The organism is Vibrio sabulosilitoris (assembly GCF_055391395.1).
Genome location: NZ_AP029601.1, coordinates 261,438 through 288,027 on the forward strand (window position 1 = coordinate 261,438; position 26,590 = coordinate 288,027).

The window sequence follows — 26,590 nt, forward strand, 5'->3', positions numbered from 1 at the left end:
AATTGAGAGTAAGGTATGTTCGTTAGAAACGGGTGGGAATTACTAAATGACTCTCTATAAAAAGCCAATTGGTAATTAAAAAACTGGAGAAGCCGAGGCTTCTCAAGTTTTTAATATTCTTCTTCAGACATTGCTATAATACTACGCAATTCTGAGTCGTAATCTTCGGCTACTGTCGAGCTTGAACTAGCTAAAGGAGCTGGTTGTTCAATTTCAGAAGTAGAAGAAGCCTTGTTTCTTTTTGCTTGCTTTCTAATGTCTTGATGTTTCTTCTTACGAAGGACTTTCTCAACGTCAGAATTAGCAGCATATAAAGCAGATATACCTTCAACAATCATCATATCAAATTGCTCAATATATTCTTTGTTTATTTCAACTCTACAGGCTTCATCAATATCTTGGTCAATATGGATGTCGTACCAAGTTTGATTAACTGTTTCCTGAGAGAAAGTTAAGACAGTTACATCGTTATCAAAGTCTGCGACTAAGATGGATTTGTATTTGTCATTATTTGTGCTTTGTTGTTTATTATGTCGTTCTATTTGAACGTCTGTATATCCTTTCACAAGGTGATACTGACTTTCTAAAGAAAGAGCAATTTCCTTATTGGAACGATATGCAAAGATTCGATAGATGGAAGACATTAAAAGAAGTACTGATAGTGAAAAACATACAATTTGAATAAACAAATCAAGTTCAGGATATACAATTGATTTTAGTTCTATCACTTGCATTTCTTGTTCTCCCATTTGATGTTTGAGCGCAATTCATTAATAAAACCTTCATTAAAATCTTTAACGTCAGTCTGTAACAAAGTGCAGTGCTTGGGTTTAAAATTATTATTTGTTTCTGGTAAGATAGCGTGAGTCTCAGTGGATACATAGGTGACTAGTGGTACAGCTTTTTGAGCTTGCTTTTGGCAGTGCGCAATAAAAGCAGTGTATTCTCGAGCAGACCTAATTGGTCGACCAAGACGAAACCAAATAACAAATGTTACAAAAAATACAATGATTGATGCTGTGGTGAGAGTAAGCATAGGTAGTTCCTTGTATAGAGAGCAACTAATAATGCTTGAGGGCGTTATTGGGTCGCCCTAATGGGTATAATGCTAGTGATGCTAGCGGGGTGTACACGTCGTGCAAAAACAGTCGGTGTGGGTGTGAAGAGGTAGTCGCAATCCTATGTTTGACTTGATGATGCTAATCAAGGATTTCCGTGGCCGTAGTGGATGTCTACTAACTAGTTGTAAAGTTTACTAAAGCAAGCTCTCTACGAAATAGTTACTGTCTAACAGCAGGTTACTCAATAAAGATTGAGAGGTTTGCGTGTGTTAGAAACGGGGTGGATTTTTCTAAAAGCACTCTTAAATGCGCTTAGAAAAATCATGAGGTCAATAATTGACCTCATGTAAACCTATCAAACTGCATGCTAAAGAGCAACAGTTTCATAGGTAGATTTTATTAATTATCACACGTTTAACGTGTTTTAGTATCACTTTTCTTGATATTAACGCGCAAGGTAAGTGCCGTAACGCTAATACAACTGCGAAATTTCTTAATTCCTGAAAGCCTGGCATCAAGTTCTGCACACTTTGCCCACGAGCGTTGCTCATGCATTGATCGTAGTGTTTCAGCTTTTGATGCTATCTCCTGGTCTACTCGACATGCTAGCTCTTCAATATCAATATCGATATTTTCACTGGCCTCAGGTGATCGATTCATATGCGAAAGCTGACTACGAGAACCAATCGCTTGATTTTCAAATCGTGCTGCGTTTGCATAGTCGTTCTCCTTAACGCGTAGATATAAATCGGCCTCAATGGAATCGAGGACACGAGTAAAGCAATCAGTCAGTTCATTTTCGTTGATAAGTGTTGTCATTGTAGATAGCTCCATGAATGATTATTAGGGCTATCTGGCTAAGGCCGCGATTGCCCTAGCAAGTAGGTTTTAGTGTTACATTGGCAAGTAAGAGTTTCCCTGCAGATAACGAAAGTGCTGTGACATGTGATGCTTCACCAGTAAATAGTATGACACCGTTGCCAATATCAACAACCAGTCGAATAAATGCGAGAAGGTCTCGCCAACGAGGAAAACTTCAATAGCAGCAAAAATCGTTTGAGTTCCGATCACGAAAACCCAAATTGACGATCTTAGGCTACTTTGTGCTTTTCCAAGGTTCATATGGTATTTATTCAATAGCCATCCACCATGAGCTTGTGCGTATTGTCGAATCAATTGATAAAGCATTTTGCCACCTTCATCAGTTGTCCGTCGAACTTAGGCAAGTGAGCTATGGTTTCAATCATCGGTGGAAAAACACCAATGCCTGACAGCTCATCTATCTCAATGGCCGTATTGATCAAACGCTCAGCGCTAATCTCGTGCACAGCATAGTATGTGATACCATCGACACAACGATCGCCTGCCAGTTCAAGCGTTGGATCGTAATATTTATGATCATCCCTCAGCCAGGCGTGCTGAAAAGGAAAACCATCAGACACACCAAAGCCGACCACATAATGGCAATCCAGCTTATTAGCTAAATGAAAGCAATTGTCGTAACAAGGCTTAGGTTTGGGCTTGCCCATATGTTGTTTCAATGAGTCTGGAATGGCTGTAACTACAACCTCTTTTAGAAGTTGTTCGTCAACACCATAAAACGCCTTGATCAACGATGGAATTGTTTCTAATCGATTCATATATAGTCTCCGTTTACGGAGGCTACATCCCCTAGGGGATATAGGCCCCCAAGGGTAATAAAGTAAAGCTTTAAACAGCTTCGTCTAAGTTAAACAACCGTCTGACCTCTGGATCGGACTTATGCTTTTCCAGTTCAGATCTTGGATCGTTTGAAAGTTGAGCCCATCGTGCAATAAAGAGACCGCGATACCAGTCATCGGTGCCCTCTAGTGCATCTAAAGCCCCCTCAGTAGCGACATAACCTTGCCGGGCGATCTTCTCCAACGCTTCTTCGCGTGAGCGATAGACAGCATGATGAATTGGACCATTTGCTCGGTAGTATGAAAGTCTGTATGGCCTTCCTCTAGGACCTGGCTCAGGTAGGAAGCAAACAACATCGGTTGGATCGTCTGGTTGCATCGCTTCAAAGAACCCATCAGGAAATTTTGCTACTAAGTATTTAGCCCGAGCCTGCCGAGTGTACTGCTCAAGCATGAATTGCCACTCACTCGATGGTAAATCAAGTTCGCCAGAGTCTCGGGGATACTCGTATTTGCGACGTATACGCGCTTGAGAGCCGACCCAATCAAAAAAGTCATTCTCTGTAGCGCCCATATGATCGTAGCCAAACACCTCAAACCAACAGTCTTCGACCTGCAGGCAGCTTTCTTGTTTGAAATCGACAAAGTTCATTGCTTCTCCAATACCAGCGCACGCAGGTTGTTAAAGGTTTACATTGGTTACAGGCTTTACGCTGACATCATCAAAAAAATCAGACATCGCGTATTGGGTAAGTTCATTGAGATTCATCTCAATCGCTTCATGAATGCACGGATCTTCAGCAAATGTAAAAGAAAACAGACGTTCAATCCAACCCTGTTTGCTGATGCAATCAAACTGAGTAATTGCACGATGCTCGTGGTTATCGTAAGAACTTAACGTGTGTAGCTCGTACGTAGGTTCTGACTTTTTGACAATAACTCGGTGAGGTCGTACTCCGCCGTTGACTGGACAATATTCACTATTGTTGAAGTACAACTCATACGTTCCATCGCTTTCCTTAGACAAATATTTATCAAGGAGAGTGACGAAGCTCTTAGGCATTAGGAATACTGTTCCTGGGATCAATATATTGTATTTTTTGTTCATAGTAGGTCTCCAAATAAAATAAAGTGGAGCCACATCCCTCTCGGGAATAGTGACCCCGAGTGGGTAGAAAATTAAAAATGTGCCGTCATTTTTCGTACTGTGTCTTTGGCATATCTAGCGGTATTCAAGCATACAGCTAGCTGTTCGTTACAGTCCTCAAGAACGCTTTTTAAGATCTCAGTAGACTTACGCGAAGGCTGGGTTGCGTACCAGTCGTTAAGGATAAATGATTTAATTTCATTCAAGGACAGGTAGCAAGAAACTACCAGTGCGTCCCTGTAGATAGGCTCGATGTAACAGTGACTTTGCAAAGAGCCGGCGGATCGTAGGATGCAGTGGCTTTCTGCAATAGGCTGAAGCTCTGTATGCCCACATTCGCAACCACTCGAAGCGAGTTCGATCAATCTTCATGTGTGACCTTATGCGTAGTAGTCGTAGAACGCTCTTACATGGCTCACTGAGGCATCAAATGCGCGTTTCGTCTTACAACGCTCAACTTTGATGTCGCCCTCGGTAAAGCATGCAATGGTAAGGGTACTGAAATCAGCGACTACAAATCCAAGCTCACTTCCTCCAGGAATGCGCTCGAAATTTGAGTTGCCGAACTGCCGATCAAACAAGTCTCTCGTGCCATGAAAGCTCTCGACACTCGTATCATCCAGCTTGTGGATCTGGTTAACTGCCGTCGACCAAAACCAGCGAAGGCACGTTCTCTCAACATGCTCGATCACGGCTTGTGCAAGAGTACGATAAGTTTGCCCGGCGCCAGATGCTGTAAACAGCTTTGGACCAATCTTGACAACTGTCTCACCGATTAAATTACCAAATATCTGCACATCGACCATTTGACCATCACAAAGACGGGCAAACGAGGTGAAGTTAGAAGATTGGTTCTCGATGATCCCAGGTTTACAGCCTTCCGAAATACTTAATTGATACATAGTGTAGCTCCATAATTAGAAATAATGAGAGCCACGGCCTTATCAGGAGCGGCTCCCGATAAGGGTAAGTTTAAAACTAAGCGAAAAATCCTTGGTTTGGACATGGTTCGCTTGCAGGATGATCATCATATTTAGCATCGGCTAAATATGACAACTTCAATTGGAGACGAGCAATATCACGTACATGTTTCTTGCACAGTGGTTGCTTGCCTTTGAACTTGTCGATGTGAACTGATTCGTAACCAAGATACTCAAGTGCTCGCGATGTAGCCTTGCTTGTGTGGTAGAGTTTCCCAGTTTTGGGGTTCTCGTAATACAAGCCGTTAAATAGAGCAATACCCACCGAAAAGCGCGCGCCATACTCTAAATCCACATCACCAAAATTTTGCTCAAACAGCCATTGGTAGATACACATAGAATCGCCTGTTACGACGTGTTCAAAGGTGTGGTACCCATCATTGCGTGAGCTCTACGTTGCCATTAGGTGTAAGGGCAAACACAGACTTTGGCACATATTCACTTGAGTGTTTATTTAAAACCGATAGTTCTTGATCACAAGTTAGAAAACTGCTGAATCCCATTGATTAATCCTCTTAGTTGAAATGAGGCACTAATCCCTATCGGAATTGAGTGCCCGATAGATTGGGTTAAAACATTTTTATCTGACTGGCAGCTAACTCGTAGCTGTTAATGTCAGTTATTTGCTTGTTCAGTACTCGGCTTTGTTTGATGTTGTCCTGCGTCTCGGCAATTGCTTCAACAACGCTTTCAACGCCAAACAAGTCCTCAGCGTACTTATCTTTCAGCTCATTATGCTGTATGACCTTGATTGCTTCGCGATATTCTGCCTGAGTAATCGAGTTCTCAATAAGATATTCGTGAACCGTCATCAAGCGTAAATCCCCCCACTCATCCTCCTTTTTTGGACGCGTTTGTCTAAAAAGTTTGTCGATGTAATCGTGGCGGCGAGCAATACAATCATAACGAAGCAGATCAGCGCGGCGAATCCTAATCCAATCATTGGACAATGCCGCTCTGCATACTTCAGATATCTCGACCCTTTTAAGCTCGTAGTAGTGCTCACGAGCAGCGTTAAGATAACTAAATCCCGCCCCTGGTTGAACTTCCATTTCATTGGTAAATTCAATGGGAAGGTCTTCGATACTCATACCATGAGGTAATAAGCCTTGAGCCTCTTCACGGTTGGGAAGCGAGCCGGAAACATCAAACCAACGTGCTTGTGGAATGGTTATCCGCGGCGACTCTGGAAGTATAGGAATATGATAGCGTTTACCGAGCTCATGAATAGCAAGGTAGTCCGATGCTGCCGGACTGGCTTCTTCAAAATCTCGTTGTAGCGCCCATACAAAATCGATAGCTAAAACGTCATCGACGGTTACATTTTCGAACATGGGCCAGCAGAGCTGATGGTTCAACTCATTTTTCTCGATATCCCCGGCGTAGTACTTAATTTCGTGCTTGCGAGCACGCTCTTTTTCCATGGCATCCATCGTTATTAAGAACCTTAATAGCTCTCTCTTTGTCTCCGGAGAGAAATAATCAGGCACTATTTTCATGAAGCCATAATTAACGCGCTTACCTCGCCAGTCTCGCTTTGACATATCGAATCTAATTGAGAGTAGATATTGTCTAAAGCGAACGAATGGTTCCATGAAACCGTAGGATTGATCTGACTCCAGCAAAGACTCTAGTGATTTATCCTGCTTACCTGTCTTTGTGCAATATGAACACCCAAATCTTGACCCGCAAGAAGAACGATTACCTGAATCACCTACTACTACACCACATACTCCATCGTTTGCATCACGATACAAGCGGATCATCTCACTGAACTCTGGCAGAAAGGTGCTGTAGAGCTTTGGTGGTTGGCCATCGATAGACGAACAAGCACTGATCAGCTCCCATACATCATCTACGAACCAGTCCGCAATTGGTGAATAGGTGCGCTTTCCCTCTATTTCAACGATCGAAAGCTCGTCCATGCTGTACTTTTGCATACTGCGGCGGCGAGATTCGCTTTCTTCAAATCGAGTCCCGAGCAAGGTAATAATCTCATGAGTATTTTCCCGCTCAAGTTGTTTGACCAGCTTTTGTTGAGGTGTAATTTTCTCGTTTACTGCACAGTCAGAAGTCTGGCCAGCAAAGCGCGGTAATTTACCTCGACCCAAACAGTAGTAAGTAAACCGTCCAGTCAGTGAAGGCTGAACCTGGTGTACACTGACTGGCAAACTATGTTTCGCAGAAAAGACACTTATCATACTCAATGTATGCTCAGCATAAGAGTCGATGAGTGGGTTTTCTCGCCGAGTGTTGGAGTTTAGTATGTAACATTTTGGTAAATGGTCGTGGCCCTCTTCAACGAGTTGTCTAAGTGATTCGAGCATAAGGATGACCACAGCAGTGCTATCTTTACCTCCACTAAAGCCACAACTTGCTGATTTACCAGATAAAATTATACTTTTTAGTCGTGATATAACCCTATTGCTCAACTCTTTAATAGTTAATGTAACCGGGTTGTCATTGGGTCTTTCTTCGCTTGAAACTGGTATGGATGCCTCAAGAAGCTCGAAAGGATCTATTTGCATTATTGCGTTGTGAAAATTTTGCTTAATAGCATCTTGTGTATTTTTCATGGGTAGACTCCTTGTTGAAGACACTACCCCCCTAACGGGAAAAGTAAGTGCCCGTTAAGTTTGCGAATGCAATCCTTTATTTTGCTCGATGATGCTAATCGAGGTTCTCTCTTTCCGCAGGTGATATCTGCTAGCTATTAACCAAACACATCGACGTGGCCGGTTGTTAGCTACTGATTTAGCAGCGATAGATCTCTGTTAAGAAAAAAATCGCTTTTTGGCTAAATACGGGGGGGAATTTACGCAAGAACTCTATCGGTCGTACAAAAGCCCTTGGGTAAAGGCTCCCTGGAGGCGGGAGCCTAGACGATCACAATGCTCACATCCGTAGTCGCTAGACCTCGGCCCACCAGCCACTTTCGTAATACATGTGATGTGTGCTTTGGAGTCAAAGCACTGACCGCAGCGGCATCGAAAACGTAGGTCTTCTCGCCGATGGTCAACAATCTGCGTTGGTGATTATAGATAACTGACATTCCGTTCTCCTATGGTGAAAAGTGCATCTATTAATGACTTGGGTGTGTCATTAAAAGATGCACTTTTCAGAGAAGAGGCATCAGTCATATTATCACGCGAAGGTGATAGCAAAGCTTATCAAGCCCAGAGCGAAAGCGACGACGGTGATACGCGTGTTGAACATCACGTGGTGCTCAGGATGGTGTAAGTACCATATAAGCATGTCAAGTGGGTTCGCGCGCATCACACAAAGGCTACAAGACTCATTACTCATAGAGAGTCCTAGCATGTCAGCAGTGTCATAATCGATCTGGATGGATGAACGGTTTAATCCTTTGATACCAGCAGAGCCAGAAGCAAAGGCAATCGACCATTGACCATTAGTTTTATTGATAATCTTCACAGGCTCCCGGCGATAAAATCGCTTAGAGCACTTTTTTCTCTTATCTATGAACATGTTATTGAAGCGCACTAGCGATCGAGACGTGTTGCTGTCTTTATCAACCAAGATACGCTCAAAACTCACTTCTAGGCGACTCATCTAATTAAACACTTTGCAGCGTTATAACCGATGATGGCCAAGCCGATTGTCATAGACAAACTCCCAACAGCCATTGAAAGTAACAACTCCTGTTTCGAGCTGAAACTAATAACGTCATAAATCACTATTTCCATATATTCCTCCAAAAAAACTGGCCTCAACGAAGGTTGAGGATTAACCAGAATCTTTGAAGAACACTTCAGCAAGTATTGAAATAGAGCCGGTGATAATCATTACGATAAAACCAGCAACAAACAACGATACACTGATTTCATAGTGAGTAGTGGTTAAGACGCCAATATAGCCAGAAGTCATGAGAGTCACTGCGATCCCATAAATGGTATCCATGACTTTGTTAGAAGTTGCAAGAGCAAGTTTTTTTAGAATATGAGCGCGGCTGTCTTTTGCAGCTTTGCTGTTATGAAGAGCCGTCATTACCTTATCAATTTCTTCGACTGAACAGCCTTTGTAATTGAGTTCGACAGACTTGTAAGTGTTGTATTTATCCATAGGTGTAACCTCATTTTTAAGTTTTGTGAAACTCAAAGAGGATACAGCCTGCCCTAGAGGGTAAGTTGTACCCTCTAAGAGTGGATTGGTGTTGATTGAAGTTATTTGATTTTGAGCACAATGAATGACTAGTCGTTTTGACTGTCGTTCTGATTGTGCTTATCCCTTCTTTTTCATGTACCAATTCAATCCAAATCCCGCAATAGGGACGATAGAAATTGTTGCCAGAAAAAGCACTACTGCTAGAGGGCCTGTAATAACCATAACCGTTTCCTTATATTTGCTTCTCTTATCTAGAGTTTAGCATTTTGTAAGCTGTTAAGCGAGAATCTGATGATTTATGCATCAGTTTTACGATAGTGGTCAAGTACCATTAACATCACCGAAATGGTTACTAGTACCATACCTACCATCAAAAGCCCCCAGTCAACCGTGAAGACGATAAATTGCCAATTAAATTGGAAGATTAATCGTGCATCATCTGCTGCTTTAGCTGGTGCTAAACCTGAGTTTAGTGAACCAGACAAAAAGAGCCAAGCCAAAGACCACAAGAACGTGTGCACAATCGTCAAGCTAATGCTAGACGGCCTCACGGATGCTCGGTGAGCGTGGGTCTTTGGTGTTGAACGAGTAGACTTGTTTCTGCTTTTTGCTTTTTTCCTAGATTTATTTTTCTTCATAATTAGTTCCTTTATTGTTGTTTTTATGAACTTTTCACAACGCGAGAAGGAACCAATCCCCCAAAAGGAAAGTGCTCCCTTCAGGGTTGATCAAAACAAATATGACACGCCAGAACCTACACCAATAAGTGCAAGTAGTGCGTCCGTAAAATCCATGTGAGTATCGAAATCGCTGCTAAGCAATTCGAGACTGAGCAAAACACCAAGAATGGTCAATGCAATCGCACATAGAGTTGAGCAGCCCGACGAACTAGCGTGTATTACCAAAAGCGCAACCGGAGTTACGAATAGTTTAACTATTCGTGCTTTTATATCGCGCGTCGGCTCTGGTACGTGAATACTCCGAAAAGCACCTCGACGTTCCAACAGTTTGGCGATAATGGTTGCTGTACCGAGTATCAATGTTGGTGATTGGTTAAATTCGCCATTAAGCAGTAGCTCAAAAGCGTAAGTAAAAATCAAACCAACACTGACTAAAGTAAGCGTGATTTCGGCAATTGTATAGATATTGAATTTGTTTGTATTAAACATGTGTAGTCCTCTTTAGGTATAAAAAAAGGGACTCACATGAGCCTATGGGCGCAGGAGTCCCATAGGGGTGAGTAACAACTAGATGTCTAGCAAAAAGTCGCATTCAGCAAGCTCTAGGAGCTCTCTGATTGTCGCCATATGCATATTCATCTCATTGAGACTCATGTTGGTAACTTTCGTCTTAAACTCATCAACAAGATTCATCGATGCCAAAGTGATGTCATCATCTAATAATGAAGATTCATCCCGGTAGCAGTTGTCGCAACAAATACGGCCAAGCGTATAATTACGAAGCATGAGAAAGTCTTCTTCATCGGTTCGATTCACTATATCTTCTTCACTCCAAGAGCAAGGACATTCGTCAACGCTAACTTTGTCACTTTCAAAGCTATCATTAGAGGAAGTTGATGCAGCAGATTTCTTGTTAAGCAGTTCTTTGATTTCAGTGATTTTCTGAGTAAACATAATCGTTCATCCTTTTCTAAGAAAAGAGACTCAGATAACCACCTGAGGGCGTTTTCATGAGCCCTGAGGGGTATAAATACTCGAAATGAGTAGAGTTAGTCGCAATCCGTTGTTTTACTTACTGATGCTAAGCAAGGATTTCCGTGGCCACAGTGGATGTCTGCTAACTAATTGTCAAAATACTTTCACAGTACTCGACGACATAGTTACTGATCTAACAGCAGATTACTCAAAAAATGAGAGTAAGCGCTTGGGCGTTAGATACGGGGAGGGATTACTAATAGACTCTTACACATAGAACCTATTGGTAATACTTAACCAGAAGTTAACAAGGTGCACAAAGCTTGTCAATGCAATGGTGTTCCTTTTTGGTAAATAATCCATTTACTTAACCTGGTGCTTTACGGTTTGTGTTGACGCTGTCGGCGCGAAGCCGCACAGACAGCCCTGCCCTACTGAATTTAGCTTGCCCAAACCTCAGTCCCTTGATCTTCGAGTGAATCAAGATAGCCCCTCATTTCATCGATGAATCTTGATGGCTCGCCGATGTACGACATTTGTAGCTCAGTCATGGCTCTGGTCATACCCACGTACACAAGCCGCCGTTCCTCTTCCATTTCTGCAAGCGGCGCCGCCTCTTCTGGCAATTCATTTTGTGTTAGCCCCATGAGCCAAACTGCATCCCATTGCAGCCCTTTGCTGCTGTGCAGAGTCAAAAGGTCGACGCCCTCGGTAAACTCTTCCGTTGTTTTGTTCGGCGGCTGATTTGCCTTTAGTACCATCTTATTGAACGTCATCGCAGAGTCGCGGAAAGAGAACTCGTTGCCTGCTGTGGTGAAGATCTGCAGTAGAGCTTCAAAGGACCGTCGTTGATTCTCACGACTTTTTGCAGGCACTCTCTTAATGTCGAATCGCGCATCCATTAGCTCCTTGATGGCGTCAACGCCACTCGACAGATTTGACTGTTGACAAATTAACTGTTGCACCGTGAAGAAGAGCCATTCGTCGGGGTTAGTTGGTACACTCTTGCCTTCAGGCAATCGATAGTTCAGTACCGAGTATCGCCTTGATAACCCGCCGCTTTGTCTTGATCTCACTATTTCATCTTCGGTGGCGCCTAGCCAGGAGAGTATGTCCGCAGCGTTATGCTTTGTCTCTCTGACCACCATGTTAAGCAGTTTATTGACCATATCTGCATTAGGAGAGCACAAGATCGATTCTGATGGCTTAGTTCTGTAGTTGATGCCGGCCACCTCAAGCATGGCTGCAAGCTGCCAGAGTTGCCTGTTAGTTCGAGACAACACAGCCCAATGCTTCGGAGCATCGATATCGAAGTCTGGGTCACCTGGCAGCAGACATGATGATAGGCGCTCCAGAATAATTTCAACTTCCTCGTCGGCCTCCTCCGTTCGCCAGACTTGGATCTTGCCCCCTTCATCGTGAAAACTGCTCATGCTCTTTGGTACCCTATCGTTATTGTGCTCAATCAGTACCTTCGCACAGTTCAGGATATTAGGTTTGCAACGAAAGCAGGTATCAAGGACATGCGTTGTTGGCTCAAACACCTTTTTAAAATTGACAAAATTCTGATATCCGCGTGAATGGCGAAAGGCGTAAATCGCCTGATCGTCGTCGCCCACCACCAGCACATTCGCGTCAATTTTACTTCGATCGGCATACGCAGCGATCCACCGAAACTGGATGTCGCTAGTGTCCTGAAATTCATCAACTATCAAGTGAGTGAGAGGAACTAGTGGTATCCTACCCTCCTCCTGAGCAACGACGACGGTGCGAGCGATTGATGGGAAGTCCCACTGCCTCTTGGCCACACGCAGTTCATTGTACTTTTGGAACAACTCAAAGTGATCGGGTTGAGCCGCTGCCAAGGACTCAGGTACCTCTGTAAAGCCACCAAATTTATCTATCACTGCCATGGCTTCATCGAGCTTCATTTTTAAACCCAAAGCGCCCAGCGAGCGCTGAGTAAGGTTGTAACGCTCAGCATTGCTCATAATATTGAACTTGCTTGTTCCCATTGCCTGCTTAAGTTGCGCGATAAACAACGCATCAAAGGTCGTTACCCTCACGTGCATTTCGAGCTTTTGGCTACCGATTTCTTTGAGCAAGCGCTCTCGAAGCTCTTGCGCCGCTTTGCGCGTAAACGAGATGGCCACAATGTAATTACTCGAGTTCTCTTGAATACGCTTTTTTACGCAGTGCACTACGGTGTGGCTTTTACCGGACCCGGGCAACGCAATGCATTCACCGTGGCCATCAATGTCGACCACCGCTTGCTGACGCAGTGTTAATCCCATTTTATAGCTGTCTGTTGTATGAAGTTTCAGCGTGATTTTACGATCTAACTACCAGACTTGTGAACAGGGATATACGGAAATTACCCACTAAATTTGCGCTTAATGTGAAGTGACCAATAACTTTTCCTAACCAGCAAATTTGTACTGGTGATAAAGCATGCTTCATTTTAAAGTTGGTCGGTTATCTACCCGCACATACCGATCAATTGTCGTGATGCGGAAGTAGATATGATGGCTCTACAAATGCCAATTACCACTATTTAAGGACAAATTTAATGAAGAGAATAGTCGCTATCGCTACTGCAGTATCTATTTCGTTGCTAACTGGCTGTGCCTCCACAAAGGATTATGCTAATGATGTAGAGATGATAAAAGACTCTCGCAGCGAGTCTGTTAAAAATTACAGCTACCTAGATAGTAAATATATCAGTGATGAACTCAAGCTCATGTACTTTGTCGGAGACCGCAAAGTTAAGCCGATTAATGCTAACAACTTAGATCGATATGCAACAGATTATAACCCGCACGCATTTAGCGATGCGATGCTCGGTGGCGGTATTGGGTTGAAGCTGATGGGAGGCATGAGCTGGACCCAACTCGGTGTGTTTGGTATTTCAAACAGCCTTTCACGCGTAGATATGCAACCAACGTTTGCCCGTACACAAGTGCTCAAACTAGTTCCTATTGACGGACTGTCAGACGAAGAAGCCAATGAGCGCTACCAGAAAGCTCGTGTAGATTTACGTCAAGGGCTTGTAGAAGCTTTGGGTGACTCTGGCGCTGTCTTTGAAAGTCCTGACGGCATGTGGCATTACGTTTATGATGCTAACGGAGAGGGATGTGCAAGGCCAACTCATATCGATGGCGACTTTAATCGCGATGGATGTTATTCGGCAATGACCCCTCATTTTGACTTACATCGTAGTGACGCAGGTAGTGTCGCTTATGCGCCTGGTTCAGACTTTTTGGTGTTACGAGCCTATTTATCTGTTGGATTCCCAGTGGAGAAGCTTAAGTTTAACTCAGATAACACCAACCTCGTCTACGTTAACCCTTGGGCCCAGACGCCGGAGTTCTATACTCGCCGCTACGACTTCTCTGAAGAACAGTGGCTAGAGATGTACCGTACAGGTCGATTCTCGGTAATCCCTTATTTGAAGGACTTATCGTCTGGCGAGATCCATTACTTCAACAAGGGATTAGCTAAGCAGTACCAGTCTGACCCTCAGTCATTGATTAAGTAATTGCCAAACAAAATATGTAAAAAGGGGCCGAGGCCCCTTTTACTGTTCAACTGTTCCTCGTGACTAAGGAGCAGCCGGTGTTGCAAAGATCCCTACCTTACAACCTTCAATGTCCGGTGTCAGGTTACAGTCTACATCACCGAGAACATCACTCGCGTCCATGACATTGCGATAGTTTTCATTCAGATCACCAACATCGCGGTCCTCAGTTTGACGCGTCAAAGCGTCTGAGCGCCCATAAGGATTTGAGTAATGCTTATCTCTCGTCCACTCCTCAAGTGTTGAACTAGAGTCTGGTAAAGAGCCTGATTGGACCATCAAGTTATACCACTCAGTAAAATCAACCTGATCAAAGTCCACTTCAGAAATCTCATCAACCGTTAGGCCGCGGCAACCAGCATCAACTTCTACGCCGTTTTCTAGTTTCTTTAGTTCATACCATTCACGATTAGAGTAGCTCCGACCAAAGGCCTCAGACTGTTTGATTGATTGCTCCATGATGATTTTCGACATAACCGAGCTGAAGCAGCACCATCGTTTCCGGTGTTTATTCTTGCAGACGCCGAGAGTTTTACTGCATTTGGTAGTATGGGAGTAGAAACAACTCTTAGTTTTGATTAGCTGGGCCATGTCCTCTTCGCTTTCATCACAACCATTAAGCATTTTGTAGAGCATGATTGCTATCTGTACTACAGCATAAGCCACACCAATCATATTCATGTAGACCATCATGTTACCCAGAGCTTGCTGAAGTGCTTGCGCGGCAAGCTCATCGGTAATTGCATCTTGGGCCGCGCCCATTACTGCACCTACAAGCGCTTTTTTAAGTTCGTCCCCCATCAACGAAACAACAACGTTCGTTGCGTAGTTGACCATGGTCTCTTTTATCTTATCCAGAGCCATCTCTTTAAAGTAATCAAGAAAGAAACTCTCTGCATCAAAGCCTTTATCGTCCGTTGGGCTATCAGCATCGTTACCAGCTGTAACTTCATTCTGCGTCGAATAACGGTTCGCCGTCCCCGAGCCGACACCCTCCCAAGAGCTAGAGTTACCAGATGAAATCGCATCACCCACATCACCAATATCATTTGTACCAGATGTAAATGGATTGATCGTGTCAAACATATCATTTGGAAGCCAACCGTCACCGTTACCGGTACCCCACATCATGTTTGACATTGATTCACTGATGCCAAGCTGCTCATCGGCAAAACCTGCGACTTTCATGGCGTTTGTCGCCAATTTAAATAGATCGATGGTTTTGCCCTGGAACTCGTCACAGCAGTCAATCATGCCGAATTGGTCATACGAACAGGTTCGCTTCGTACCTCTGAAGGTTTCACAAGTACTTACATCTTTTGGATCATCACACGTCATGTCATGACGCATTTCAGTAAGGACCGATGACTCAACAACTACTTGGTTAAAATCTGAGTTCTTTTCTTGATCTGACCTCGTGTTACAACTGTCGTCTCCTTCTTGGCATGGAAGAACGTCACAACTGTTCGCAAAGGGTACCTCTTCCCACGCTTCTGTGTTGTCGATACATTCGTACGTCATCTCCTCAAGGGTACAAGTTCCGTCAGGGAGCCCATAACCTTCAGCACACTCACGGGACACCCACGTACAGTCGGTTGCTTGATCAAGTGCACTGCATTCATTTTGTTGCTCTCGAATGCTATCAACTGACCTTATTCCATCTGGTGTCAGAATACTGCTTGGCCGATCAGCGCTACACTGCATGTTTATAGTGGATGCCTTCATGCATTCACTAGGATCGCTATCGCCCGGATACAGCGGGCCCCAAATGTAAGGCAACACTTTTTGCATGCCAGTGAAGTACACGTCTTTCTGACTGTGCGTGATGAAGCCAAATCGACCTGTTTTGAAATGATGCTCATCACCTTCAATAGCAATTTTAGTAACGCCATCTATGATGTAACGAATGCCACCTAAGTGGTCGTGTTTGAATTCAATGTTATACTCTTGCCAGTTGCGCCATATTTCGTTTGAGTAGAATAGATTTTCAATAACTAGGACAGTATTATCAAAATCATCATCTTCTTCTAAACCGTGAAGCCAGTCGCCCCAAGTCAAATTCAAAGTAAGATAATCACGATAGCTTTTGTAGAGCTTCATACCATGTTTGTTGTCGCTCGACGAACTGTGACGGCTTGTCCAAAGCAGCATATAAAAGTGATTTCGTTCAGAGTCCTCAGCAGAAGGATCGTAGCTATCCTCCTTTGGGTCTTTATTAAACTCTGGATACTCAGGATAACCAAAGACAAAACCGAAAGTATCATCATCGCTACTTTCTCTTACTTGCACCTTACCCTCAAACCAAATAGAGCCAACGTCGTGCATAGCACCATAGACGGTAGCGCTCGAAAGGTTCAAGATTGAGTTTGCATCATAACCATCATTTGTAATGCGCCAGTTATTTACGTCATCCCACTCATCCCACAACTCCATTCCAAGTGTTTGTGGAGGGCGGCGGACGGTACACTGCCACTCTTCGACTTCACACTGGCCTGACTCGATCTTCTCCATACAGCCCTCAGGCTGATAGCGATCTTCGTCATACCATTCTGTTGATACCTCTTGATCGAACTTAATGTCTATGGTCGCATTAGCATCACCAGTGCTTCCGACAGCAATCATGTACTCTAGTTCTACGACGGTATCTTCAGAGAGGGACTGTTGAAACTCTTCGGTTATGTCTTCTGAGCCTACCCAGTGATTCATTGCCCCCTGAGCACAGTCATCCTCTTTGTCTGGCCACCCTGTAATATCCCATGGGTCAGGAGCTTTTCGAAAAATCTCATTGCCATCGAGGGTGATCGAAAGCATGTCTTCATAGTAAGACTCAGTGAATACCGCGCTTTCAACTTTGATATCGGCATCGACCTTGAAGATGACTTTGCCGTAGTGTGTTGAGCACGTCTCACTCTCGCGCTTCTCTAAGCATCCATCACATAGTTCGCCGACTGTTAAACGTATTGAATCAGGTGCCGTGAACTGAATCTCTGCGCTATCTAAACCACTTATGACACTGATGGTTGGTTGCTCTACATAGCGCGTGACCTGGCATGAGTCATAATTGACAGTAACAGGACTTGTGCATTTTTCTTGAGTTACAACTTGCTTGTCAGGGTTTAGTACCCACTTGGTGCCTTCTTCATCACAATCACCAAAATACGGGTCACTGCCGTCAGCAATGTCCCTGATAAGGTCTTGGCTACCTTGCAACCAGTCATCATTGGGGTTTATAGGGGGCGGCCTATTGCCATCTATATTGCCTTGAACCGTTAGATAGGCTTCAGCCGCTAGATTGGGATGCTCTTTGTCTTCGTCACGGTCATAGGCAATATAGCTCGCATGGTTCGTCTGGATTGCCTTTCGCTGTTGGACCTCACTCCCATATGTCGATCCTAAATTGTCAAAGTATGTGTTATTGGTTCTGTCATTCTCACCTATTGCTACTACACTTCGGAACGAATCAGCTGTATCTTGAAGTTCCTGATTGGCTTCAGCATTCAGAAGCTGCATATTTAATGTAATGTCGCCACTATTGTTTGCATCCTGCTTCAAGCGCGACTGCATGCCTCCTATGGCCCAGCCCATATCCGAGCCAGAGTTATATACTTGATCAAAGCTATCAGGATCTGTGATCTTGGGTACACAAGTACCGCTTAACTCATTCCATTCCTTTGAAATCGGACATTGTCGTCCGTCACCACCTCGACACTGCCCATCTTCGAATGTCGTGCCCTCTGGGCACGTAACATCATCTAAGTTTAGGCAGCCGCCAACTGACTCATCGTACTCTTCACCTTCTGGGCACTCAATAATAATCTCGTGCACCCACATACGCGTGCAGTGTGTTGGCAAACCAGTTTCTTCGTCATAATAGGCAGGGTTTTCCGCATCTACGCCGCTCGGTGTGTCCCACATCGGCGTACCCTGAGGCCGAGAAGGTTTGTAAATGTTTGGCGTCGGACAGTTTCGGATCTGTGGCTCATAATCTTTCGAAATACAACGCAACGGCGATGTTGTGGTGGGCGGAACAAAAATCTCAGGCATGGTTGGTTGCATGTCTGGATACATCAATTCAAGCTCATCACCTTCTTTACAGTTGTACCCCGCTTCAACTGCACCCTCACTACAGTAAGCTTTTCGATAAGGTTCACTGAGTTTAATTGGATCGTATTCAGCAGGACAAGGTGCACCCGGATATGGAAAAACATAACTCGGATCGCAAGCTGGAGGACAGATAAAGCTATCTTCATCTTGAGGCAAGTACCATGGGCCGACGCACCTACCGTTATCTATGTATGTACCTGAAGGGCAACGATCATCCCCTATGATGGGTTCGGACCTTCTGCACTGTTGGCCATTCGCGCCACCACTTTCTTCACCTGATGGGCATATGACGAGAGCGTTTACATTTGTGTTTTTTACACAAGAGTTGGCAGGAAACCCATAATTTACATCGTAGACTGTTCTCGGCGTATATGAAGGATCTTCACAGAAGATATTCATATTGGTCACTTCTTGCTTCATGCACTTGCCGTAGACGTTAGTGTACCCGGGCTCACACTTATGCTCCGGTGCTCCTATTGTCATAGCTTCGGTTGTGCTTGAGGTCACCCAAGCACCAAGTCCTGCAAGACCAGGTATGAGCGCTGGGTTTGCCACCACTCTACTAGCTTGCGTCACCAATCCCATTGCACGGTAAGGTACTGATATCTGCCAGCTTGACTGGATAATCAATACTATCGTTGTTAAATAGGTGATAAGTATCTGAGACAGAGATTTTTTCATGGATTAACTCTATTATCCTTAGGCGTTAAAAATATGGGATGCAACAGTCTGAATAGCGGAATATGTTGTAAACAAATGTTGTGTCTTTTCCTCTGCCTGGCGCGGTTCTACCTAGGCCCCATTTCAGATAGTTTTGACCAAGAGGCTGACAGCACTTACTTCCACCTTCCGGAAACGGGAAAGCCATCTGAATTTTGTACTGTGATTTAGGGATGGTGGGAGAATAGACATACTCACACATCGCATCCTCGCCAATTGTCCGAGGGCTTAATCCAAGACGATGACTTTTGGCTATTGCTCGAGCTGCTATGAGTGACGTCGCCTGAACTGGATTATTTGCAGCACCGGTGACGTTGCCAGTGAGGGGGTATAATGATCCAGAGCACCCAGAGCAGTTCCATATTTTTTCTGAAGAACGACCTGTCGCCATTGTTCCAGCACAGTCAGCGATACAAAGTGCCTGGCCCACAGGATTTGCAAACGCTACAGCATCTGGGTTGATGATGAATGACATCAAATCGTCATACCACTCAACTGTTAGAGGACTCATAAACATGATATCAAGGTCAACAAGGCCGGGCGATTTGTCGCATTCAGGAACAGCTAAAAGGCCCAACATTTTCATTACAGGCGAAGCTAGATAGTTATAGTGGTACACCGCCAGCTGTTCGCCATCTATATCTGCAGGGTCCTCAGTATCCCCATCAGGTCGTACATCAGTTGCCGTTCCAATATGCGTATAATCTGAGCTCAACTGCACACCACCTAAAGTTGGACTGCAGTAAGGTATTGTTGAAGCTTCAAGTATTTGGTCAGGCTGAAAGAAACCTACTGAGAACCCAGGAATTGGCAATCCAAGGTCATCATCACAAAAGCACATGAACTTGTCATTTGCACCATCTGGTGGATCAAACAGACCGAACATACTTATGGGCAATGCGCATGACCAACATACATCTGAAACTAAGCCGCTAAAGTATTTGGAATCAGGACATTGACTACTCATACTCGCATTGGCTTGCCCTGCAAAAACAAGACTGGCAAAAATTCCAACGAAACACTGTTTCCAACTCATTTCGCCACCACACTAAATACCGCATGATACAAAGCTATCGAGCCTTCTCTTATTGACTCAGCAAGATCGGGGTTGTGAGATGCTAAAAATATACCTGCAACTACGCCCAACATAAATTTGAATATCCCCATTGCCTTACTCCTTTAAGTGCCTGTCGTGGATCTCGTTAAGTGTTTCTGTGCCGTACTCGCGCATCCAAATCCCCTTGCCGCCAATGATGTCGACTCTGACTGGTAGCTTGTCTATTTTGAAACGGTCGATATATGAGTGCTGAAGCATGAAAATTTGGTGTTTGAATTCGTTCTGAAGCTCTGCAATACCATCAAACTTTTTTTCGGCATCAAGGTGACTCACAACTACTGTTGGCATACCGACAGCATCGCTATAAAGCCGCTCTTTGACTAGAGATCTCTGCCTTGGGTCGCGCGGGTCAACGATGAAAAGAGATCGGTTATGTCCCTCAAAGTTTGCAAGTGGGTTCACTACATCGCCCTTTTGTGCCAATAGTCGGCCACCGGAATAAACGTCAGATGTGAAGACAATCCGTGGATCTATTTCATAGTGCTTGTCTTCTTCTGGGACCGGCATTGGCTCAAATGTCTGCTTTGCGAAGAATTTGTTGATCGCATTTTTTCTCTGCTTGTCCCAATCAATTTCCTCATAGCGCTTTTGTAATAGCTCTAGAATATCGATCTCCACAATGTCTGTTACCGCGGCCACCGTACCTAAGTCGTTATAACCAGACTTCATTCGCCCCTCATTAATGAACCACTCAGGTGAAGTCACTCCGTGCGCTACCACCTCGGTTCTTTCTCTTACGTAGACCATCGCTGGAGCCATCTCGATCGAATAAATTGTGAATAGCCTTGGATCCATGATGACTTTCGGTGGGTCAGTATGTAGCTTAGCCTCTTTGAGCATGTCCATGAGAAAGTACGACGTCGCCGACAAACTTGAGGTATTTGGTAGCATTCCTCGCAGTACTACCGTTGCTCCGGTTCTCTTAGCCGCAACCATAATGTCGATAATTTCAGTATCTTTAAGCGATGTCGAAATGAAGTAATAAAGGTCTTCATTGTCCATCAGCAAGCCTGTATTCGTGCTCGCGCCATTACCTCTCGTGACATCGAGATTACCATTTTGAGTTCCCGGAAAGGCGGCTTTGATTCTTGCTTCGACTGCATTCGCAGAATTGTCCTTTATTGTTTGGGCTTCGGTAAGAAAAGGCTCAACGTCACGAATCCATTCCGGGGCCGACTTTTCCTGCTCCGCAACTTTATCTGCTACTTTATTGCTTTCTCGGAAAATCTTCGCGTCTTCTCGACTGAATACCACTCCAGGGTGTCTCACCTCTGAAGGCGTCAAACTCAAGCCTTGCAAGTGGTGTTGAGTCGCTTTATGAGCACTATCCCCATCAAGCATGAGTCCATCAAATTGGCTGTGCGTTCCCCTCAACAGCTCAATCTCTGCTTGTGTTGGCTCACTGAATTGACTTGCGGGTACCGCATAGGAGACTAACAAGCCCAGGCATAGGCTGCTCACTTTATAAAATGACATAGGCGGTTCCAAATATTGTAGATGCATCTGCAAGGCCGACAACGCGGCTGTCTAATGAGTGGTGGGTATCACCGAATAGGAAAACTTCCCCCTCACCTACTATCCACTCGGTAGGCAAGTTGTGGCGTCTTTTTAGTTCTCTATATTGATCGTTCGTCGGTGCATACCTTTGAAAACCGTTACTGTTTTCAACTGTTATCCCCTCGAAATTGACAGTTGTGCCTTCAAGGCCACCAATAAACTTTATGTAATTCATGCTGTCATCTAGCAGTGGAATGCCGTCACCGGTCAAAGCGACCAGCTTCCCCTCACGGAGCTCTTTGTCCTTCAAGTCGATTAAAAACACTCGTGCATCCAAACAGCGGTTGCCGTAATAGTCCACGAAGATCTTGTAACGACTAAAGAAGCCGTAATAGGCGCTAACGATGAGAACGAGTGCCACACCAAACTTTACAGCTAGGCTTTTTGTAGTTTCGGGCTTAAATCCCACAAATGTCATAGCAAATACTCAAACTAAAAAAAAGGGACACCGCAAGCGGTATCCCTTTCGTCTAAATTTCAGCTTTATTTGGCTGGAGGTGAGTGAATATCTCCCGGCACGTCAAATCGCATCGTATCCTCACCCGTCTCGTTTGAGTCATCCCACGCAGTAACAGTAACGTTAATGGTAGGAACTCCAAGCAGTCGGCTCTTGAGTACACGGTGCTCACGCGATGTCGACATAACGTCAAGCTCCGGAATTTCAATCAATGTTCGAACAATCTTACCATCTTCATCACGACAGTTAGCTCGGAATAGGTACGATGACGTATCCTCGCGCTGATCGAGCGTACAGACAGGTCGAATATTATCGACTACCGTAAATGTGTAAGTTTGTTCATCTTCCGCACCAAACTCTGAACGAGCGATGTAGCGAATCTCAAAGTTCCCTGAGGTTTCAGCTGTGTAATACAGTCTGATTGATGGATTCTCTGAGTCGTCAGTCATCTTTTCACCGTTAACATACCAGTCGAATGACTCAATTCGGTCACGTCGATGCTCGTATTTTACGGTAGCTCGCGCTGAGATATCTAGTGGATAGCGCATATAGCGGTTGTTGTATGATACATCAATTTTTATATCCGCGTCACCTGGTGCTTCAGCATTTGTAAACGTTTCGTATACTTTTTCGTTACCACGTTCGTCGGTGACCAAAACTGCATACTTTATATAACCAGCGTCAGTGACATCGTACTTAGCACGGGAGCCGCGCGAACTGTCCGATGCCGACTCAAATCGGTTACCGGTTCGCTCAAGCCACTCATAGGTAAAGTTCATCGGTACTTCTGGTTGGCGTTCCATTGAGGCTAGGACCGTCGTTTGAGTTGGGAAGTAGAGATAGTCCTGTTTTGCCGTAAGTTCAAAATTAGGGAACTCATAGAACAAAACATCCATCTTACTCTCAACCTGAGCAAAGGTGTTGTTGATGCCTTCAATTTCAGCTTTAACCATAAATGGCTTGGTTAGACGATTAGCTTCTAGATCAGCTGCTGTCACAACATAGTCTGCAAAAAGCCTAATACGCTTATCGCTCACCGCTTCCATTTCCGATGGAATTTCAACGCCCGATGGAGAGAGCCAAGTAGCTTTTAGCTTATGTCGGATGTCCTGCGGCGTATCGATGTTGGCTTCCAAGCGAGTATTGAAACCTACCTCTGACGTCTTGTTGGTATAAAGCCTGATCCTCACAGGGTCGGCCTCGATAACATTGACGCGTTTTTTCAGGGAAGTCCAACGGCGATCTAGTGCTTGCTGAGTATCCTTATAAGCCAATCTAGCGCAGACATAATATCGGCCAGCTACTGTTGGTGTGTATACCAGTCTTTCTCCACCAGCTGTCCAATCCGTACACTTGTCCATGCTCCACTCAATATCAAAGTTAGCAATGTTTTCTTCAGAATCGATGGTCATGATCACATCTTGGCCAAGGTATTCATTTTGGTTGAAATTTATATCGAACTCTGTCTTAGCGTATGACAGGATGTTTTCACTGATAGCTTCGGCCTCTACACCGGTGTAACGGTTCTTAACAACGGCCTTCACTTCGTAGTTAGCAGGAACATCAAAGATATTGTCCATTTGCCCGCGCTCCTCTTCGTATAGGAACGTCCAATTGGTCGCCTTGACATCTTTATAGTACCAGCGTGCTGATCCAAAGGCGCGTTGGTTCTCGTTATCTGGGAATACCAACTTACTACGGAAACGGAATGGTGCTTGGTTTACCCACCGAGATGAGTCAATCGAAGCGATAACCGGGCCACCTTTGTGAACACGTACACTTACATTACGCGACTCTATCGTCCGGCTGTATGCCTCATACTCCGAAATGATCTCCGCGACTGCTCTGTAGCGATACGTTTTGTCACCCTGCAGGTGCGACATATCCACCGTGAAGGTGTGGTTCCCTTCTTGGTCAACTTTTGCCTCGTAATCAGTCGGCAACCACTCTCTAGTGTCGCTATCGTATAGTTCAAGTCGAGCTATCCATTCACCGTGAATCGATGGATCATAAGTGTATGTTTTTGTGGCACGAATGTATTCACCTATGCCAACTGAAATTTCGTGCGGTATCGTGTTAATCACCTCCGAATCTTCAACACTTGCGTAGACTTCGACTTTCTCATTTGGCACGTAGACCATCTTGATATTTTCTTGGACATTGTGTGAGCTATCATGGACATAGCCAGAGCTCATGTTCAAGAAATCTTGTTGCCAGAGTTTTCCTGGCTCCGTTGTAACGCGAATGAAGGATCTTGGCGTTAAGGTGGTTGAAGGGCCACTTTGTCGTACTTCCACAAGTACGTCTTCACCGAATGGGTTGGCGCCGATGACAAACGCGTCAGCATTAACCGCAGTTGCTCGAACAGTTGCTACAATACCGCCCTCGACAGGAACAGCAAATGCCTGCAAACCATTATCTTCTTCGATAATATCTGCATTTGATATTTCCATTCCTATCGGTGGTACTTCTAGGCCTGTCAGAGTCAACTCTTTGACTTCAGAGATAGCAACATCATGCTCGATGTCGACAAAGTGGACTCGGTACTGATAGGTTGGGTTTGGCGTATCTGGAATACCATAAATGTTGTATCTAAACGTGCTGGCCTCTGTTTCCATTGATGGATCTAGATCTAGCCACTCGATGTAGCAATGTAACTCCGATGCTGTTTGGAAAATATAGCGTTTAGCATCTTCAAGACTTGTATAGAATTTACACTCTCGCATCCGTCTGGTTGAGGCTTGACGAAGATCGACTGAGTATCTTTGGACGTTCGTGTACGCTTCATCATATCGCACATTGGCTTCGAACGGCTGTGCTATAAACTCAATCGTATACTCGTGCTCATCTCCATTTGAGTCTTCAATGACAATGTCTAATTCAGTATCTTCACCTGAAACCATATTGGTAGGAAAGCTGGCTAGACGCCAGTGATGGCCATCCCCAGTCACATCTTCAAGGGTGACTGATTCACCGTTGATTTCAGCTGATTTAACAGACAGGTCTCTAAAGCGCGAGTACATCGCAAACTCAATGTCTTTAGGGAAATACGCAGCTTGAAGTGTGCCATCGGCGATAGGACGGCTAGAAACAAAGGTTAGAAACTCTATAGGGAGGTTGTCAACGACGGATTCACCGACCGTATTAAAGCCGTTGCCATACTGGTCTTCTGTGCCTGAATCATATGTGTACTCAGCACCAACTAATGGACTTGTGTCGAACTTGAGTGCTACATACTCGCCGTGAAAGCTAGTATTGCGGCTTCTAAGGGTGAGTTCGCGAGGGTTGTTTCGCGCTTGCCACAGATAGCTATAGTCCATACCTTTGATGATAACAGATGGTGGAGTCTCATGATTGTCCATCAGTGGCGTCATCAAAATATTGGTGCTTGGATGCCACCAGTCATCTGTTCTTGACCAGTGTGGTGTCTTCAGGACCTGAATCCATTCCCCAGGTTCAGCCGTAAGTACCTGGCCATCTGGTAAGGTAAATGAGTTTTCATCTCTATTCCCTCCCTTGAGGAAGGTGACGTGCTCTGCTAGCCGAGAGTCCCATTTGATAGTGACGTTATGTTCTGGAACCAAATCAAAGAAAGTAAAGTATTCATTTGTCGCATCGGCACGAACAGCAATTTCCACTTCTCCGTAGCGATCATCAGCTGAACCAAATTCAAACTGATTCAATGCAATTGAGCAACTTGTGCTACTTTCGCCCTCGATATCACAGCGATCATACTCATCGAGAGAAATAAAGCGGCTGTATGACTTATCTTCCGTTGAAACTTTAACTTTGATAAGACTGGCATCGAGAGGGGTATTTATTTCGTATACATCTCCAGTGCCGTCCGCAGAACGCCCGGCCTCCCACTCTAACGCGACAACGTTCAAAGGGACAGGCTCTACAGCGTGGATCTGAACACTGTCGGTTGGTATATCGACAGGCATCGCTTTACTACCGCTGAAGAATGTTGTCGTGATTGGGATATCATATGTACCCACATGATCAACGAAACCTGTCAACGTGGTTTTCTTGTTCACATTATCGTCAGTACGTTCCAGATTGAATGGGATCTGGAAATCGTACTGACAAACAAGTTCATCGATATTATCAGCGTCAATAGCATCCTGCTGAGATGGTGTCATCAAACAACCAGAGCCTTCACCCTCTTCGAACACGACCGAAATGGGTTCAACGTACGCCTCGACCACTTTGGTTTGAGTCGCTTTTAGGACTGGTTTTTTTGTCTCTATCTCACCGGTTACCGTGACTGATTTTGCAGTTACTAGCGAAGGTGAAAGCAGCACTGCAGAAACAGCGCACGCCAGCGAGCCTCGCTTAAGGCCTTTAGTATTAGCAATCATAAGACGGTTTTTCCCTGTCAATTGACAGTAAAGTTGGAAAATATGGAGGTTACGCACTGAATAGCATA

General features: G+C 44.6%; 23 protein-coding genes. 1 reads left to right on the top strand and 22 read right to left on the bottom strand.

The genetic code is table 11. The annotated features are described in order from the left end of the window. Positions 1–110: 110 nt before the first annotated feature. From ACZ5R2_RS24170 to ACZ5R2_RS24245, 16 genes are all read right to left on the bottom strand, one after another. The gene (locus ACZ5R2_RS24170) at positions 111–734 is read right to left on the bottom strand and encodes a hypothetical protein (RefSeq protein ID WP_464900757.1); all 624 of its coding nucleotides are present in this window, start codon (positions 732–734) and stop codon (positions 111–113) included. Next, positions 725–1,036 carry a hypothetical protein gene (locus tag ACZ5R2_RS24175; RefSeq protein ID WP_464900758.1) on the bottom strand — a complete coding sequence of 104 codons (312 nt, stop codon included), beginning with the start codon at positions 1,034–1,036 and terminating at the stop codon, positions 725–727. Before ACZ5R2_RS24175 ends, ACZ5R2_RS24170 begins: the two co-directional genes overlap by 10 nt. A gap of 439 nt (positions 1,037–1,475) precedes the next feature. After that, positions 1,476–1,880, bottom strand: coding sequence for a hypothetical protein (locus ACZ5R2_RS24180; RefSeq protein WP_464900759.1), 405 nt, complete (start codon positions 1,878–1,880; stop codon positions 1,476–1,478). A 353-nt stretch (positions 1,881–2,233) separates the two neighbouring features. Next, a complete protein-coding gene (locus tag ACZ5R2_RS24185) occupies positions 2,234–2,701 on the bottom strand; it encodes a hypothetical protein (RefSeq protein ID WP_464900760.1) in 468 nt (155 codons plus the stop codon). Positions 2,702–2,771: 70 nt separating this feature from the next. Then, entirely contained in the window at positions 2,772–3,374 is a 603-nt protein-coding gene (locus ACZ5R2_RS24190; protein WP_464900761.1) for a hypothetical protein, read from the bottom strand. A gap of 30 nt (positions 3,375–3,404) precedes the next feature. Next, positions 3,405–3,830 (bottom strand): hypothetical protein, encoded by a 426-nt coding sequence (locus ACZ5R2_RS24195; protein ID WP_464900762.1) that lies wholly within the window; start codon positions 3,828–3,830, stop codon positions 3,405–3,407. 419 nt (positions 3,831–4,249) lie between these two features. Beyond that, positions 4,250–4,771 (bottom strand): hypothetical protein, encoded by a 522-nt coding sequence (locus ACZ5R2_RS24200; protein WP_464900763.1) that lies wholly within the window; start codon positions 4,769–4,771, stop codon positions 4,250–4,252. Between the two features lie 76 nt (positions 4,772–4,847). Then, positions 4,848–5,186 carry a hypothetical protein gene (locus ACZ5R2_RS24205; RefSeq protein ID WP_464900764.1) on the bottom strand — a complete coding sequence of 113 codons (339 nt, stop codon included), beginning with the start codon at positions 5,184–5,186 and terminating at the stop codon, positions 4,848–4,850. A gap of 232 nt (positions 5,187–5,418) precedes the next feature. Further along, positions 5,419–7,425, bottom strand: a complete 2,007-nt coding sequence (locus ACZ5R2_RS24210; protein ID WP_464900765.1) for an adenine nucleotide alpha hydrolase family protein — start codon at positions 7,423–7,425, stop codon at positions 5,419–5,421. A gap of 302 nt (positions 7,426–7,727) precedes the next feature. Continuing rightward, positions 7,728–7,901, bottom strand: a complete 174-nt coding sequence (locus ACZ5R2_RS24215) for a hypothetical protein (protein ID WP_464900766.1) — start codon at positions 7,899–7,901, stop codon at positions 7,728–7,730. A gap of 92 nt (positions 7,902–7,993) precedes the next feature. Then, positions 7,994–8,422 (bottom strand): hypothetical protein, encoded by a 429-nt coding sequence (locus tag ACZ5R2_RS24220; RefSeq protein ID WP_464900767.1) that lies wholly within the window; start codon positions 8,420–8,422, stop codon positions 7,994–7,996. Positions 8,423–8,596: 174 nt separating this feature from the next. Beyond that, positions 8,597–8,932, bottom strand: coding sequence for a hypothetical protein (locus tag ACZ5R2_RS24225; protein WP_464900768.1), 336 nt, complete (start codon positions 8,930–8,932; stop codon positions 8,597–8,599). 338 nt (positions 8,933–9,270) lie between these two features. Continuing rightward, positions 9,271–9,612 carry a hypothetical protein gene (locus ACZ5R2_RS24230; protein WP_464900769.1) on the bottom strand — a complete coding sequence of 114 codons (342 nt, stop codon included), beginning with the start codon at positions 9,610–9,612 and terminating at the stop codon, positions 9,271–9,273. 90 nt (positions 9,613–9,702) lie between these two features. After that, a complete protein-coding gene (locus ACZ5R2_RS24235) occupies positions 9,703–10,143 on the bottom strand; it encodes a hypothetical protein (RefSeq protein WP_464900770.1) in 441 nt (146 codons plus the stop codon). 78 nt (positions 10,144–10,221) lie between these two features. Next, complete coding sequence (locus ACZ5R2_RS24240) at positions 10,222–10,608, bottom strand: hypothetical protein (RefSeq protein ID WP_464900771.1); 387 nt, start codon at positions 10,606–10,608, stop codon at positions 10,222–10,224. 461 nt (positions 10,609–11,069) lie between these two features. Further along, positions 11,070–12,923 carry an ATP-dependent helicase gene (locus tag ACZ5R2_RS24245; RefSeq protein WP_464900772.1) on the bottom strand — a complete coding sequence of 618 codons (1,854 nt, stop codon included), beginning with the start codon at positions 12,921–12,923 and terminating at the stop codon, positions 11,070–11,072. A gap of 275 nt (positions 12,924–13,198) precedes the next feature. Here ACZ5R2_RS24245 and ACZ5R2_RS24250 point away from each other — a divergent pair, with 275 nt between their 5' ends. Then, complete coding sequence (locus ACZ5R2_RS24250) at positions 13,199–14,167, top strand: hypothetical protein (RefSeq protein WP_464900773.1); 969 nt, start codon at positions 13,199–13,201, stop codon at positions 14,165–14,167. 63 nt (positions 14,168–14,230) lie between these two features. Here the strand turns inward: ACZ5R2_RS24250 and traN are convergent, their stop codons facing one another. The 6 genes from traN to ACZ5R2_RS24280 all read right to left on the bottom strand — a co-directional run bounded on the left by traN (position 14,231) and on the right by ACZ5R2_RS24280 (position 26,522). After that, entirely contained in the window at positions 14,231–18,991 is a 4,761-nt protein-coding gene (gene traN / locus ACZ5R2_RS24255) for a conjugal transfer protein TraN (RefSeq protein WP_464900774.1), read from the bottom strand. A 25-nt stretch (positions 18,992–19,016) separates the two neighbouring features. Then, positions 19,017–20,066, bottom strand: coding sequence for a TraU family protein (locus ACZ5R2_RS24260; protein WP_464900775.1), 1,050 nt, complete (start codon positions 20,064–20,066; stop codon positions 19,017–19,019). Then, a complete protein-coding gene (locus ACZ5R2_RS24265; protein ID WP_464900776.1) occupies positions 20,063–20,197 on the bottom strand; it encodes a hypothetical protein in 135 nt (44 codons plus the stop codon). The genes ACZ5R2_RS24260 and ACZ5R2_RS24265 overlap by 4 nt, the downstream gene beginning before the upstream one ends. Positions 20,198–20,201: 4 nt before the next feature. Next, complete coding sequence (locus ACZ5R2_RS24270; protein WP_464900777.1) at positions 20,202–21,623, bottom strand: TrbC family F-type conjugative pilus assembly protein; 1,422 nt, start codon at positions 21,621–21,623, stop codon at positions 20,202–20,204. Continuing rightward, positions 21,610–22,122 carry a S26 family signal peptidase gene (locus ACZ5R2_RS24275; protein ID WP_464900778.1) on the bottom strand — a complete coding sequence of 171 codons (513 nt, stop codon included), beginning with the start codon at positions 22,120–22,122 and terminating at the stop codon, positions 21,610–21,612. The genes ACZ5R2_RS24270 and ACZ5R2_RS24275 overlap by 14 nt, the downstream gene beginning before the upstream one ends. Before the next feature lie 65 nt (positions 22,123–22,187). Then, a complete protein-coding gene (locus tag ACZ5R2_RS24280; protein WP_464900779.1) occupies positions 22,188–26,522 on the bottom strand; it encodes a hypothetical protein in 4,335 nt (1,444 codons plus the stop codon). Positions 26,523–26,590 lie beyond the last annotated feature (68 nt).

Excerpts from the sequence above, each read along its gene's own strand:
- ACZ5R2_RS24170 (WP_464900757.1), bottom strand. The coding sequence starts at position 734 with ATGCAAGTGATAGAACTAAAATCAATTGTATATCCTGAACTTGATTTG.
- ACZ5R2_RS24175 (WP_464900758.1), bottom strand. The coding sequence starts at position 1,036 with ATGCTTACTCTCACCACAGCATCAATCATTGTATTTTTTGTAACATTT.
- ACZ5R2_RS24180 (WP_464900759.1), bottom strand. The coding sequence starts at position 1,880 with ATGACAACACTTATCAACGAAAATGAACTGACTGATTGCTTTACTCGT.
- ACZ5R2_RS24185 (WP_464900760.1), bottom strand. The coding sequence starts at position 2,701 with ATGAATCGATTAGAAACAATTCCATCGTTGATCAAGGCGTTTTATGGT.
- ACZ5R2_RS24190 (WP_464900761.1), bottom strand. The coding sequence starts at position 3,374 with ATGAACTTTGTCGATTTCAAACAAGAAAGCTGCCTGCAGGTCGAAGAC.
- ACZ5R2_RS24195 (WP_464900762.1), bottom strand. The coding sequence starts at position 3,830 with ATGAACAAAAAATACAATATATTGATCCCAGGAACAGTATTCCTAATG.
- ACZ5R2_RS24200 (WP_464900763.1), bottom strand. The coding sequence starts at position 4,771 with ATGTATCAATTAAGTATTTCGGAAGGCTGTAAACCTGGGATCATCGAG.
- ACZ5R2_RS24205 (WP_464900764.1), bottom strand. The coding sequence starts at position 5,186 with ATGTGTATCTACCAATGGCTGTTTGAGCAAAATTTTGGTGATGTGGAT.
- ACZ5R2_RS24210 (WP_464900765.1), bottom strand. The coding sequence starts at position 7,425 with ATGAAAAATACACAAGATGCTATTAAGCAAAATTTTCACAACGCAATA.
- ACZ5R2_RS24215 (WP_464900766.1), bottom strand. The coding sequence starts at position 7,901 with ATGTCAGTTATCTATAATCACCAACGCAGATTGTTGACCATCGGCGAG.
- ACZ5R2_RS24220 (WP_464900767.1), bottom strand. The coding sequence starts at position 8,422 with ATGAGTCGCCTAGAAGTGAGTTTTGAGCGTATCTTGGTTGATAAAGAC.
- ACZ5R2_RS24225 (WP_464900768.1), bottom strand. The coding sequence starts at position 8,932 with ATGGATAAATACAACACTTACAAGTCTGTCGAACTCAATTACAAAGGC.
- ACZ5R2_RS24230 (WP_464900769.1), bottom strand. The coding sequence starts at position 9,612 with ATGAAGAAAAATAAATCTAGGAAAAAAGCAAAAAGCAGAAACAAGTCT.
- ACZ5R2_RS24235 (WP_464900770.1), bottom strand. The coding sequence starts at position 10,143 with ATGTTTAATACAAACAAATTCAATATCTATACAATTGCCGAAATCACG.
- ACZ5R2_RS24240 (WP_464900771.1), bottom strand. The coding sequence starts at position 10,608 with ATGTTTACTCAGAAAATCACTGAAATCAAAGAACTGCTTAACAAGAAA.
- ACZ5R2_RS24245 (WP_464900772.1), bottom strand. The coding sequence starts at position 12,923 with ATGGGATTAACACTGCGTCAGCAAGCGGTGGTCGACATTGATGGCCAC.
- ACZ5R2_RS24250 (WP_464900773.1), top strand. The coding sequence starts at position 13,199 with ATGAAGAGAATAGTCGCTATCGCTACTGCAGTATCTATTTCGTTGCTA.
- traN (WP_464900774.1), bottom strand. The coding sequence starts at position 18,991 with ATGAAAAAATCTCTGTCTCAGATACTTATCACCTATTTAACAACGATA.
- ACZ5R2_RS24260 (WP_464900775.1), bottom strand. The coding sequence starts at position 20,066 with ATGAGTTGGAAACAGTGTTTCGTTGGAATTTTTGCCAGTCTTGTTTTT.
- ACZ5R2_RS24265 (WP_464900776.1), bottom strand. The coding sequence starts at position 20,197 with ATGGGGATATTCAAATTTATGTTGGGCGTAGTTGCAGGTATATTTTTA.
- ACZ5R2_RS24270 (WP_464900777.1), bottom strand. The coding sequence starts at position 21,623 with ATGTCATTTTATAAAGTGAGCAGCCTATGCCTGGGCTTGTTAGTCTCC.
- ACZ5R2_RS24275 (WP_464900778.1), bottom strand. The coding sequence starts at position 22,122 with ATGACATTTGTGGGATTTAAGCCCGAAACTACAAAAAGCCTAGCTGTA.
- ACZ5R2_RS24280 (WP_464900779.1), bottom strand. The coding sequence starts at position 26,522 with ATGATTGCTAATACTAAAGGCCTTAAGCGAGGCTCGCTGGCGTGCGCT.